We start from the raw sequence: 12,077 nt of genomic DNA on the forward strand, positions 1-12,077 counted from the left end.
TCGTACGCTGTCGTGCCGCCTCCGGTGGGGGGGGGGGGGCTGGGGGGCGCCCCAAACCCCCCCCCAAAAAAACCCCTGCGCGGTAGGGCGGCGACCGGCACACCACCGAAACCAACACCACCCCCGGCGCGGCGCCCCCCCCCCCCCCCCCGCCGCTGTTGGGGCGGGGTTAGGCGCCCCCGCGCCGCCCCCCCCCCCCACCGGAGGCGGCACGACAGCGTACGAGGTCCGGCCGCCCCCGGGATGCCGCACACGGCCTGCAGCCGTAAACAGACGAAAGCCGTTGACCAAACGTCACCGAGGGAGCCGTAGATACCGTTCTCGCCGATCAAGCGATTTGCGGGATATAGGGTGTCTGGTCCCTGATGACGCCGAAGCAGATGGAGGCGGGCTCGCGCATGGCCGCCCCAGGGCGGCCATGCCGGCGTTGCCTCACCTGCGCAGGCGCTGGGGGAACGCGTGCACATCGGGGTTATCAGGTCGGCCGCGCAAGGCAGTCGACGCTGCCGGCACCGCAGGCGCGGGATGTTGGCTGCCAGGAGCAGCCAACCTACAACACCGGTCTACCCCACGGGCGTTCCGCAAAGGGTTCCCGCCAGCAGACCCGGTAACCCCGCAACTCCCGTAGGTCGGCGGCTCCTGGCAGCCGACGTCCCGGCCCGCCACCGCGCGTGGATCCGGCCATCGGGCACCCCCGGAGCGAAACAGAGGGGGTTTCGTTGGACGCCGGTCGCGCCCCCCCGGGCGTGCGGCATCCCGGACCGCCCCCGCGGGAACGTCGCACACGGCCTACTGCTCCGGGACGATCTCCACCGGCGTCCACGGGAAGCCGAGGCGTTCGACCTCGGCGCGTAGCTCTTCCATCCCGGGGGTGACGGCCTCAGTGGGCCCGCGCAGGCCGAGCTCCAGGCGGTACCCCTGGGGCTCGGTGCTGGGCAGGCAGGAGAGCTTGAGGTCGGGGTGGGCGCTGACGAAGCGCTCCATGAGCGGGATGACGTCGCTCTCCCGGGCGCCGTCCACGCTGATGGCCTGCTCGGTGCGGCTGCCGGGGGCATGGAGGTGCGCATAGTGGTGGTCGAGCACCCACTCCATCATGGGCCAGGCCATGTTGGGGAAGCCCGGGACGAAGTAGTGCTCGCGGATGGAGAACCCCGGCACGCGGTTCACCGGGTTCGGGATGATGGCCGCGCCCTGCGGGAACTCCACCAGGCGCAGGCGCTGGTCCGGGGTGACGGGCCCGCCGAAGCGCGCCTCCAGCTCGGCGACGCCGTCGGGGTGGCGCTCCAGCGGCACACCCAGGGCGGCCGCGGCGCACGCGCGGGTGCGGTCGTCCGGGGTGGCGCCGATGCCGCCGCAGCTAAACACGATGTCGCCGCCCGCCAGCGTCTCGCGCAGCGTCTGCTCGATGAGCGCGGCGTCGTCACTGATGAAGCGCACCCACTCCAGCTCCAGGCCACGCGCGCCGAGCAGCTCCACGAGCTTGGGGAAGTGCTTGTCGCGGCGCTTGCCGGAGAGCAGTTCGTCACCGATGACGATGAGTCCGAAACGGCGTGCACTCATGGGCGCTGTCCCTCAGATGTGATTCCACAGCGACAGCCCGGCAGGCTGCCAGTGCAGGTAGAGCTGGCGGTCGATGTACGGCTCCGGATGCCGGCGGAAGTGGTGCTTGATCAGGGTGACGGGCACGATCAGCGGCACCCGGCCGATGCGGTAGTCCTCGATCAGCTCCAGCAGCTCGGCCTTGTCGTCGCCATCGAGGTGGTCCTTGAGGTAGCCCATGAGGTGCTGGAGCACGTTGGTGTGCCGGCGGCGCGTGGCACGATGGTGCAGCGTCGCCATGAACGCCTCGCCGTAGGCCTCGGCCAGCGGCTCCACCGGTTCGCTGCCCGCCCGCGCCACGAGCCGCCCGAGCTCGCGCAGGCGCTCGGGGCTGTGGGACATGAGGATGAGCTTGTGACGGGTGTGGAAGTCCACCAGCGCCTCGGGGGTAATGCCCTCCGCCATCAGGCACTGCCAGCGGTGATAGGCGTACAGCCGGCCGATGAAGTTCTCGCGCAGTACCGGGTCATTGAGCCGGCCCTCCTCCTCCACCGGGAGCATGGGGTTGGCACGCATGATCTCGGCGGCGTAGATGCCGGTGCCGCTGCCGGCGGGATGGCCGGTGTCGGTGTAGACCTTGACCCGCTCCATGCCACAGCTCGGCGACTTGCTCTTGAGGATGTAGCCGCTAATGCCCTCGAGCCGCCGCGCCATGGTGCGGCCGTAGTCGGCGAGGTCGGTCGTGACGTCCTTGCCGGCATCCCGCGTGCCCACGGCCCGGGGCGAGTCGGGATCCCCCACGAGGCGGATCGGCGGCCGCGGGGTTCCCAGCCCGATGGCCACCTCCGGGCAGACCGGGATGAGCTCGAAGTAGTCCGCGAGGACGTCGGCGACGAAGCGGTCGCGCTTGTGCCCGGAGTCGAAGCGCACCTGCTCACCGAGCAGGCAGGCGCTCACGCCGACCCGGATCGGGGCGGCCTCGGTATCCGGGGGCGAGGTGCTGGTCGCCTGGGCAGTGCTGGCCGTGCTCATCACTGCGCCTCACTCGATCAGCGGCGCGAGGGCGTCCCTCAGCGCCCACAGGGAATCCATCTCGACGCACGGCGGCTGCGCCGGCGCCTCCGCCGGCCACGCCCCGCCGTCGCGATTAAGCTAGACGGGCTGCATGCCCGCCGCCGCCGCACCAATGACATCGCTGTGCGGATCGTCACCCACGTGCACGATCTCGCCCATGGACACGCCGGCGTGGCCCCGCGCGGCCTCGAAGACCAGGTGCGAGGGCTTGGCCGCGCCGACGTCCACCGCCGCCAGGGCGAAGTCGAAATAACCGTCCATGCGCAGGCGGCGGATGTCCGCGTTGCCGTTGGTGAGCGCACCCAGGCGCACACCGCGGGCACGCAGCCACTCCAGCACCGGGACTGCGTCGTCAAAGAGCACTATGTCGTGGCGGGCATCGACGAACACGTGGAAGGTGTCCTCCACCAGCGTCTCCACCTCCGCGGCACTGTACCCAGCCCGTGTCCCGGCACGCCGGAATGCCTCCCGGCGCATCGCGGAGACGTCGTGGGCGATCTCCGGGCGGTCCGCCACGACCTCGCTGCGCAGCGCGAGGACGGCCTCCGGCGAGAGCGCGGCGGTCACCGCCGGGTAGTTGGCATCCAGGTAGGCATACGCGACCTCCTCGGCGTGCTCGATCACCCCGGCGAGGTCCCAGAGGGTGTAGTCGAGGTCGAAGGTGACCGCGGTGACCGGCGCGGCGAGTTGCAGGCTCATTCACCCTCCTCCGCCACCGGTTCGGCCTCCATGTGCCGCCACAGGCACTCGCCACCCGCGGCGCCGTCCAGGCGCTCCAGCCACGCCTCGTGGCGGGCCAGCTCGTCCGCGTCGGGCTGGACGACAGCGAGCCGGGGCCGATCCGCAGGCAGGCGGCGGATCCGCTCATAATCCTCGCCGCCCTCGCCCTCACTGCCCTGGCGGGCCAGCGACAGCGCCGTCTGACCGCCGGTCATGGCGAGGTAGACCTCGGCGAGGATCTGCGCGTCGAGCAGCGCCCCGTGGAGCTCGCGGCCGCTGTTGTCGATGTCGTAGCGCTTGCACAGGGCGTCCAGGGAGTTGCGCTGGCCCGGGTGCATGTCCCGCGCCATCACCAGGGTGTCCAGCACATCGGCATAGTCCGCCGTTCGGCCCCACGCCTCGCCGAGCCGGGAAAGCTCGTAGTCGATGAAACCCACGTCGAACGGCGCGTTGTGGATGACGAGCTGCGAGTCCCGGATGAACTCGATGAACGCCTGCGCGACGTCCTCGAAGCGCGGTTTGTCCGCGAGGAACTCGTTGGTGATGCCGTGCACTTCCTGCGCACCGGCGTCCACCTCACGATCCGGGTTGAGGTAGTAGTGAAAGGTCCGGCCGGTGGGCCGGCGGTAGTTCAACTCGTAGCAGCCGATCTCGATGATGCGATGGCCCTCGGCCGTCTCCAGGCCGGTGGTCTCGGTGTCGAGGATGATCTGGCGCATGAATCCCTCGGTATCTCCAACGTCCGGCGCGGCGGGACGCGCCACAGATTAATCTTACCGCGCCCGGCCGGGCTGCCCCACACCGTGACCGGACCTCCAGGCAGCGTCCGACCCCGGTCCGCCCGGCAATTGCCGCTCCCTCTACCGTAAAGGGCGAGGGGCCCGGAGCGGGCAGTTTCCGCAGGTTGGCTGCTCCTGGCAGCCAACACCCACGGCCGGCGCCCGCCGCGGGCAACGTCGGCTGCCTTCGAGCAGCCGACCTACAGTCCAGCTACGGCCTCCCGGAACGGGTAGGTCGTGCACGACGTCCCAACAGTTTCCGCAGGTTGGCTGCTCCTGGCAGCCAACACCCACGGCCGGCACCCGCCGCGGGCAACGTCGACTGCCTTCGAGCAGCCGACCTACAGCCCAGCTACGGCCTCCCGGAACGGGTAGGTCGTGCACGGCCGAAGGCCGTGTGCGACGTCCCAACAGTTTCCGCAGGTTGGCTGCTCCTGGCAGCCAACATCCGCGGCCGGCACCCGCCGCGGGCAACGTCGGCTGCCTTCGAGCAGCCGACCTACAGTCCAGCTACGGCCTCCCGGAACGGGTAGGTCGTGCACGGCCGAAGGCCGTGTGCGACATCCCAACAGTTTCCGCAGGTTGGCTGCTCCTGGCAGCCAACATCCACGGCCCGCACCCGCCGCGAGCAACGTCGGCTGCCTGCGAGCAGCCGACCTACGGCCCCGTGGAACGGCCGGTCGTGTGCGAGACATGCCCGCCCGACGGGGCGGCGCGCGCTCAGGCCCGCGCCTGCAGCTCGTCGATGCCGCGATTGGCAAGGGCGTCGGCACGTTCGTTGCCGTCGTGACCCGTGTGCCCGCGCACCCAGTGCCAGTGCACGGTGTGCTGCGAGGCGAGCTCGTCAAGGCGCTGCCAGAGGTCGGCGTTCTTCACCGGTTTGCGCGCGCTGGTGCGCCAGCCGCGGCGCTTCCAGCCGGGCATCCACTCGGTGATGCCCTGGCGGACGTACTGCGAATCGGTGGTGAGGTCCACCTCACAGCGGCGCTTGAGGCTCGCCAGGGCCTCGATGGCGGCGGTGAGCTCCATGCGGTTGTTGGTGGTCTCGGGCTCGCCGCCCCAGAGCTCGCGCTCGTGTTCGCCGTAGCGCAGCACCGCGCCCCAGCCGCCGGGCCCCGGATTGCCCCGGCACGCGCCGTCGGTAAAGATCTCGACTCGATTCACCCCTGTGGGCCTCCGCGGGCGTCGCGGGCGGCGCTGTTGCCGGGCCGCACGCGCGATGCCCCGGCGAGGCCGCCGCGGATGACTTGGAGCCGCGGACGCATCGCCGGCTCCAGCGGCGTCATCCCGGCCACGTGTTTCTGCGCCACCGTCAGGTTTACCCCGCCGGCAATGCGCGCATAGCGTGGCCCGAGCCGCTCCATGGGCGCAAGCCACTCCAGGCTGCGCGTGTGGCGCAGCGGCGGGCGGCAGAACAGGCCCTCGCGGCGCTGCACGGTCAGCCCGAGCAGCCGCAGCCAGTCGTTCACGCGCGAGCGCCCGAAGTAGTGTCCCGTCCACGGCGCCCGGCTGCCGCGCACACCGGCCAGCACACGGCGCACGCCCCAGAGGCTGAACGGATTGAAGCCCAGTACCAGGACGTGCCCCTCCGGTGCGAGCACGCGCTCGACCTCGCGCAGGAGCTGGTGCGGATCCTCACTGAACTCGAGCTGGTGGATCACGAGTACGGCGTCCACGCTCGCACTCTCCAAGGGTAGCAGCTCCGGCTCCGCGACCACGTCCACCGGGCCACGGGGCCAGCGGTCCACCAGCCAGTGGCGGGTGTCGCCAAACAGCGCCGGGCGCTGGCCACGGCCGAATGCGCCGATCTGCACGACACTGCGGCAGTGCAGCGCGGCCAGCCGGCGGCTCAGCAGCCGGCACTCGGCCTCCACGAGCGCACGGCCCAGCGGCGTTCTGAACCAGCCATGCAGGGCGTCGGCCATGGCCCACCTCCCTCTCGGTGTTCTGCGTGTGGAGCATAACGCGGCCCCGGGTGGCGGTCACGCGCGGTTTGGCGCGTCCAACAGGGCCGGGTTATCCTCGCGCGTCATGACCGACGTATTCGCCATATCCGCATTCTCGGACAATTATATCTGGGCCCTCACCCGCGCCGGCGACGACCGCGCCGTGGTGGTGGACCCGGGCGATGCCGCCCCGGTGCGCCGCGCGCTCGACGAGCGCGGGCTCACCCTGGCGGGGATCCTCATCACCCACCACCATCCGGATCACACCGGCGGTGTCCGCGAGCTGGTCGCGGCCGCCGGGGCTGACATCCCGGTGTGGGGGCCGGCGGACGAGCGCATCCCCGGGCGCACCGTCGCGCTGGCGGATGGCGACGCTGTCACGCTGCCCGGCTTCGGCATCACCTTCGAGGTCATCGCCTGCCCCGGCCACACGGCCGGTCACATCGCCTATTACGGCGACGGCATGCTCTTCTGTGGGGACACGCTGTTCGCCGGCGGCTGCGGCCGGCTGTTCGAGGGCACGCCGGAGCAGATGCACGCCTCGCTGGCGCGCTTCACCGCGCTGCCCGGCGAGACACGGGTCTACTGCGCCCACGAGTACACCCAGGCGAATCTCACCTTCGCCGCCGAGGTGGAGCCGGACAACACCGGGCTGCTGCAGCGGCTGACCGCGGTGCGCGAGGCGCGCGCCCACGACCGGATCACTCTGCCCTCGACCATTGCCGAGGAGCTGGCCACCAACCCGTTTCTGCGCACCGACGCACCGACGGTGCGCAAGCGCGCCGCGACCCGCGCCGGCCACGCCCTTGCCGACGGGGTGGCGGTCTTCGCCGCCGTGCGCGCCTGGAAGGACGCATTCTGAAAGACCGCGGGGCGATGGATATCCAATCAAGGAGAATGACCGTGCGATCACGCGCCGTGCTGCCTTTGCTCACGTGCCTGACCCTCAGCGCCTGTAGTGTGGCACCCACCGGCAGCAACAGCGCCGAGGGCAACACCGCTGGCGGGACAGCGGAGACGGCCTCGTCCCTGGCGGCGGCGGACGCGCTGCTACGCGACAGGTCACCGGCCAGCGTATTCGGCGAGCCGGGGAATAACGGCGCGGATAAGTCCCAGGACCGCACGCCCTCCAGGGACAAGGGCCCGGACGGCATCTGGCGGACACTGCGCGACGGCTTCCGCCTGCCGGAGCCGGAATCCCCGGCCATTGCCGAGCAGATCGATCACTACACCGGCGACCCGCAGTACCTCGCGCGGGTGGCCGAGCGCTCCCGGCCGTACCTCCCCTACATCGTCGAGCGCATCCGCCAGCGCGGCCTGCCCATGGAGCTGGCGCTGATTCCGGTGGTGGAGAGCGCCTACAAGCCGTTCGCCTATTCCCACGGCCACGCCGCGGGGCTGTGGCAGTTCGTGCCCGGCACGGCCAAGCATTTCGGTCTGCGTCGGGACTGGTGGTACGACGGCCGCCGCGACACGGTCGCCGCCACCAAGGCAGCCCTGGACTACTTCGCCTACCTCAACGAATTCTTCGACGGCGACTGGCTGCTCGCCATCGCTGCATACAATGCCGGCGAGGGCACGGTGCAGCGGGCCGTACGACGCAACGAGCGCCGCGGCGAGCCCACCGATTTCTGGCACCTGGATCTGCCCGCACAGACCGAGGCCTATGTGCCCCGGCTGCTCGCCGTGCGTGACGTTGTCCGTCATCCCGCGGCACATAACGTGAGCCTGCCGGAGATGGCCGACCGACCACAGGTGGCGGTCGTGACGGTGGACGGCCAGATCGACCTCGCCCTTGCCGCGGACCTTGCGGGGATCTCCACCGAGACGCTCTACCGCCTCAACCCGGGCTATAACCGCTGGGCCACGCCGCCGGACGGACCGCACCGCCTCGTGGTCCCCGCCGACCGCGCCGAGCGTTTCCGCGAGGGTCTGGCGGCGACCGCCCCGTCAGAGCGCATGCGCTGGCGCCGTCACCGGGTTGCCCGTGGCGACACCCTCGGCGAGATCGCGAGCAAGTATCACACCGACGTCTCGGTGCTCCGCGACGTCAACGACCTCAATGGCAACCTCATCCGTGTCGGCCAGGAGCTGGTGGTTCCTGTGGCCGGCCGGCCGGAGGACAGCGGCCGCCTCGCCCGCCAGACCGGCGGCGGGGGCAACCCGCCGATGCGCCACGAGGTTCAGCCCGGCGACAGCCTGTGGGCCATCGCGCGACGCTATGACGTAAGCGTGGATGACCTCACCGCCTGGAACGACCTCCCCTCGAATGCCACGCTCCAGCCCGGCGAGACCCTTGTCGTCGGCCGCGGCAGCAAGGTCGCCAAGACACCACCGGTGCGCCACACCGTCCAGTCCGGCGACAGCCTCTGGACCATCGCGCGACGCTACGACGTCACCGTGGACGAGCTCACCGCCTGGAACGACCTCGGCGCCAACGCCACCCTGCATCCGGGGCAGACGCTGGTCGTACGCCGCAACACTGGCAGCGGCGGTAGCGATCGCAGCGGCTCGGGCAATCACGAGCAGCGCGTGGTCTACACCGTGCGCAAGGGCGATTCCCTCTACCGCATCGCGCAGGCGTTCAACGTCCGCGTGGCGGACCTCCGGCGCTGGAACGCCCTCGATCAGGGCGAATACCTCCAGCCCGGCCAGCGCCTCAAGCTCCGCGTCGACCCGACGAGATAGCGATCACCGGTAGGTCGGCTGCTCCCGGCAGCGGACATCGCCGCCTGGGTGCGTCGGCATCGGGACGTTGGCTGCCAGGAGCAGTCAACCTACCGGAGCTGCCCGGCACACGGAACGCCGCCCCCGGCCGGCATGCACGGCGGCAGTGGCCGGCGGGAACGCCCGTAGTTCGTGCGCAGCAGGCGTGCGACATTCCGGCTCGGTCACTGAAGACGTCGCACACGGCCCGCGGCCGTGCACGACCTACCGGCCTGGAACGTCATCGAGCAAGGCGAATACCTCCAGCCCGGCCAGCGCCTCAAGCTGCGGGTCGACCCGACGCGGTAGGCCATCCCTGGTAGGTCGGCTGCTCCCGGCAGCCGATATCCCCGCCTGGGTGCGTGAGCATCGGGACGTTGGCTGCCAGGAGCAGCCAACCTACTAGAGGCGGACACGGAGGCCGGTTCTGCCGTTGCTCGGTGACGTGCTTTCCAGGCGGGGCCGTTGCGGGACGCTGCGCAAAGGCCGCCGGCACTTGCGCATGAGCGCCGAGAAGGCCCGGGGGGCTCCCTGTCTCGCGCAATAATGACCTCATGGGAGACCACGGCTCGAGGGGCACGCTGCACGGCGGTCGTTGCCGGTATGGCCCGTGCGGCGCGCGGGTAGGCCGCCTGGGGCATCGGTTGGTAACTGTCCGGGGCGTTTAACCTACCGTATAATAATGGGAATTTTCCTGGAAGCCGATTTGACGCCTACCGGTTTGGCGTCGAAATCATCGCCGTTAGCGAGGGTGATCGCCTATGCATGCCGGTATCCCGGAACGAGACTGGAAGGTTTTCCGTGATCTCTACGAAAAGGCGCTGGATCGTTTCTGCCATCGTGCCCTCGACGAGATTGCCACCCTGTGCACGGGCGCCGATGACGAAAGGACCAATCACCAGCGTTACGCCGCCGTGTACGGTCGTCTCCGGGAGATCAACAAAGACATGTCCGCTGCGTTCGATAGGTTTGCCCGGTCGAAGGCGCTGATGCAGATCGCCATCATGCGCAATATGGGCCTGTGGACGGACGAGGAGCTGGCCCGCTTCAGTGAGGACACCCTCGAGCGCACCAAACCACGACCTCTCGACGAGGAGGAGTGAGCCTCCGCCAGGATCAGTTCCGGACTGTCGTACGCCTGCGGCGCGCCAGGCCACAGTCCTGTCCGACGTACCGGGATACGGCCGGCGAACCGGTCAAACCCTTTCGAGTAGGTCGGCTGCTCCCGGCAGCCGACATCGCCGCCTGGGTGCGTCGGCATCGGGACGTTGGCTGCCAGGAGGCAGCCAACCTACCGGAGCTGCCCGGCACACGGAACGCCACCCCGGCCCGCATGCACTGCGGCAGTGGCGGCGGAACTCGTGCAGGTCGCGCGCCGCAGGCGTGCGATATTCCGGTTCGGTCATTGAAGACGTCGCACGCGGCCCACGGCCGTGTACGACCTACCGGCCTGGAACGCCATCGAGCAGGGCGAATACCTCCGGCCCAGCCAGTGCCCCAAGCTGCGCGTCGGCCCGACGGGGTAACCGATCACCGGGATGTCGGCTGCTCAATGGCAGCCGACATCCCGTCCGACAACCTACGCCTTCCTTGTTACATTCCCAATCGCCGACCGGGCGCGGTACGCTCCCTGGACGATGACAGGATCACGCTCGTCAGGGAGGACGAGACCATGGAATACCGGCGTGCACACCTACCGGGTGGATGCTATTTCTTCACGGTGGTGACGCGGTACCGGCAACCGCTTTTTCGTGACGACAGGCTACGGCGATTACTCGGGGCAGCGATTCGCGCCGTTGCCGGGTATCGCCCGTTCCGAACCGAGGCAATCGTCCTGCTGCCCGATCACCTGCATTGCATGTGGTCCCTGCCACGCGGCGACCCGGACTTCTCCGGACGGTGGCGGCTGATCAAGCGCTATGTCTCCACGCGGGCCGGCGACAAGCGAATCTGGCAGCCCCGTTTTTGGGAGCACCGGGTGCGGAATGACGTCGATTTCCGTCATCACCTGGATTACATCCATTACAACCCGGTAAAACACGGGCTTGTAACGGCTCCGGGGGAATGGGCCTGGAGCAGCTTCCACAGGTTCGTGCGGGCCGGGGTCTATGCGGCGGAGTGGGGTACCGCGCCGCCGGACACCCCCGACAGGGTTGGCCGGGAATAGCGAAAAGTCGGCCGCGTATGCGCGTCGGCGAAGATGTCGGCTGCCATTGAGCAGCCGACCTACCGGAGCGCGCCGCGGGATCGGTTCCGGCCCTGTTCGGTCGGGTAGGTTGGCTGCTCCTGGCAGCCAACATCCCGGTGCCGCTACACCGGGGCGAAAACGTCGGCTGCCGGGAGCAGCCGACCTACCGGAGCGCGCCGCGGGACCGGTTCCGGCCCTGTTCGGTCGGGTAGGTTGGCTGCTCCTGGCAGCCAACATCCCGGTGCCGCTACACCGGGGCGAAAACGCCGGCTGCCTGGTGCAGCCGACCTACCGGCGCGCGCCGGGGGACCGGTTCCGGCCCTGTTCGGTCGGGGAGGTTGGCTGCGCCTGGCAGCCACCATCCCGGTGCCGCTACACCGGGGCGAAAACGCCGGCTGCCATTGAGCAGCCGACCGACCGGAACGCGCCGCGGGACCAGTTCCGGCCCTGTTCGGTCGCGTAGGTTGGCTGCTCCTGGCAGCAAACAGCCCGGTGCCGCTACACCGGGGCTAAACCGCCGGCTGCCTTGCGCAGCCGACCTACCGGAGCGCGCCGGGGGACCGGTTCCGGCCCTGTTCGGTCGGGTAGGTTGGCTGCTCCTGGCAGCCAACATCCCGGTGCCGCGACACCGGGGCGAAAACGCCGGCTGCCTTGATCATCCGACCTACCGGAGCGCGCCGCGGGACCGGTTCCGGCCCTGTGCGGTCGGGTAGGTTGGCTGCTCCTGGCGGCCAACATCCCGGTGCCGCTACCCCGGGGCGAAAACGCCGGCTGCCATTGAGCAGCCGACCTACCGGAACGCGCCGCGGGACCAGTTCCGGCCCTGTTCGGTCGCGTAGGTTGGCTGCTCCTGGCAGCCAACATCCCGGTGCCGCTACACCGGGGCGAAAACGCCGGCTGCCTTGAGCAGCCGACCTACCGGAGCGCGCCGGGGGACCGGTTCCGGCCCTGTTCGGTCGGGTAGGTTGGCTGCTCCTGGCAGCCAACATCCCGGTGCCGCTACACCGGGGCGAAAACGCCGGCTGCCATTGAGCAGCCGACCTACCGGAACGCGCCGCGGGACCGGTTCCGGCCCTGTTCGGTCGGGTAGGTTGGCTGCTCCTGGCAGCCAACATTCTGGTGCCG

10 protein-coding genes are annotated in these 12,077 nt (G+C 69.9%); 4 read left to right on the forward strand and 6 right to left on the reverse strand.

Annotation, left to right across the window (positions count from 1 at the left end):
- Nucleotides 1–789 precede the first annotated feature (789 nt).
- From ACEZHJ_RS00125 to ACEZHJ_RS00150, 6 genes are all read right to left on the reverse strand, one after another.
- Nucleotides 790–1,560, reverse strand: a complete 771-nt coding sequence (locus ACEZHJ_RS00125) for a competence/damage-inducible protein A (protein WP_375036094.1) — start codon at nt 1,558–1,560, stop codon at nt 790–792.
- Between the two features lie 12 nt (nt 1,561–1,572).
- Entirely contained in the window at nt 1,573–2,571 is a 999-nt protein-coding gene (locus ACEZHJ_RS00130) for a DUF523 and DUF1722 domain-containing protein (protein ID WP_205599906.1), read from the reverse strand.
- A 120-nt stretch (nt 2,572–2,691) separates the two neighbouring features.
- Nucleotides 2,692–3,312: an HAD family hydrolase gene (locus tag ACEZHJ_RS00135; RefSeq protein ID WP_375036095.1), complete on the reverse strand. Its 621-nt coding sequence runs from the start codon at nt 3,310–3,312 to the stop codon at nt 2,692–2,694.
- Nucleotides 3,309–4,052: a DNA polymerase III subunit epsilon gene (gene dnaQ / locus ACEZHJ_RS00140; protein WP_018718434.1), complete on the reverse strand. Its 744-nt coding sequence runs from the start codon at nt 4,050–4,052 to the stop codon at nt 3,309–3,311. Before dnaQ ends, ACEZHJ_RS00135 begins: the two co-directional genes overlap by 4 nt.
- Nucleotides 4,053–4,832: 780 nt before the next feature.
- Nucleotides 4,833–5,276, reverse strand: coding sequence for a ribonuclease HI (gene rnhA, locus ACEZHJ_RS00145; RefSeq protein WP_018718435.1), 444 nt, complete (start codon nt 5,274–5,276; stop codon nt 4,833–4,835).
- A complete protein-coding gene (locus tag ACEZHJ_RS00150) occupies nt 5,273–6,037 on the reverse strand; it encodes a class I SAM-dependent methyltransferase (RefSeq protein ID WP_018718436.1) in 765 nt (254 codons plus the stop codon). Before ACEZHJ_RS00150 ends, rnhA begins: the two co-directional genes overlap by 4 nt.
- 106 nt (nt 6,038–6,143) lie before the next feature.
- Between ACEZHJ_RS00150 and gloB the strand changes: the two genes are divergently transcribed.
- The 4 genes from gloB (at nt 6,144) to ACEZHJ_RS00170 (ending at nt 10,931) form a co-directional block, all read left to right on the forward strand.
- Entirely contained in the window at nt 6,144–6,920 is a 777-nt protein-coding gene (gene gloB, locus ACEZHJ_RS00155) for a hydroxyacylglutathione hydrolase (protein WP_018718437.1), read from the forward strand.
- A 35-nt stretch (nt 6,921–6,955) separates the two neighbouring features.
- Nucleotides 6,956–8,746: a LysM peptidoglycan-binding domain-containing protein gene (locus ACEZHJ_RS00160; protein ID WP_375036096.1), complete on the forward strand. Its 1,791-nt coding sequence runs from the start codon at nt 6,956–6,958 to the stop codon at nt 8,744–8,746.
- A 779-nt stretch (nt 8,747–9,525) separates the two neighbouring features.
- Nucleotides 9,526–9,867, forward strand: coding sequence for a hypothetical protein (locus tag ACEZHJ_RS00165; RefSeq protein ID WP_018718439.1), 342 nt, complete (start codon nt 9,526–9,528; stop codon nt 9,865–9,867).
- Between the two features lie 569 nt (nt 9,868–10,436).
- A complete protein-coding gene (locus ACEZHJ_RS00170) occupies nt 10,437–10,931 on the forward strand; it encodes a transposase (RefSeq protein ID WP_259199757.1) in 495 nt (164 codons plus the stop codon).
- Nucleotides 10,932–12,077: the final 1,146 nt, after the last annotated feature.

This window comes from Arhodomonas sp. KWT2, from assembly GCF_041949875.1.
GTDB lineage: Bacteria > Pseudomonadota > Gammaproteobacteria > Nitrococcales > Nitrococcaceae > Arhodomonas > Arhodomonas aquaeolei.

What these genes read in the sequence shown, in the direction of transcription:
- ACEZHJ_RS00125 (WP_375036094.1), bottom strand. Translation starts at nt 1,560, where the DNA reads ATGAGTGCACGCCGTTTCGGACTCATCGTCATCGGTGACGAACTGCTC.
- ACEZHJ_RS00130 (WP_205599906.1), bottom strand. Translation starts at nt 2,571, where the DNA reads ATGAGCACGGCCAGCACTGCCCAGGCGACCAGCACCTCGCCCCCGGAT.
- ACEZHJ_RS00135 (WP_375036095.1), bottom strand. Translation starts at nt 3,312, where the DNA reads ATGAGCCTGCAACTCGCCGCGCCGGTCACCGCGGTCACCTTCGACCTC.
- dnaQ (WP_018718434.1), bottom strand. Translation starts at nt 4,052, where the DNA reads ATGCGCCAGATCATCCTCGACACCGAGACCACCGGCCTGGAGACGGCC.
- ACEZHJ_RS00150 (WP_018718436.1), bottom strand. Translation starts at nt 6,037, where the DNA reads ATGGCCGACGCCCTGCATGGCTGGTTCAGAACGCCGCTGGGCCGTGCG.
- gloB (WP_018718437.1), top strand. Translation starts at nt 6,144, where the DNA reads ATGACCGACGTATTCGCCATATCCGCATTCTCGGACAATTATATCTGG.
- ACEZHJ_RS00160 (WP_375036096.1), top strand. Translation starts at nt 6,956, where the DNA reads ATGACCGTGCGATCACGCGCCGTGCTGCCTTTGCTCACGTGCCTGACC.
- ACEZHJ_RS00165 (WP_018718439.1), top strand. Translation starts at nt 9,526, where the DNA reads ATGCATGCCGGTATCCCGGAACGAGACTGGAAGGTTTTCCGTGATCTC.
- ACEZHJ_RS00170 (WP_259199757.1), top strand. Translation starts at nt 10,437, where the DNA reads ATGGAATACCGGCGTGCACACCTACCGGGTGGATGCTATTTCTTCACG.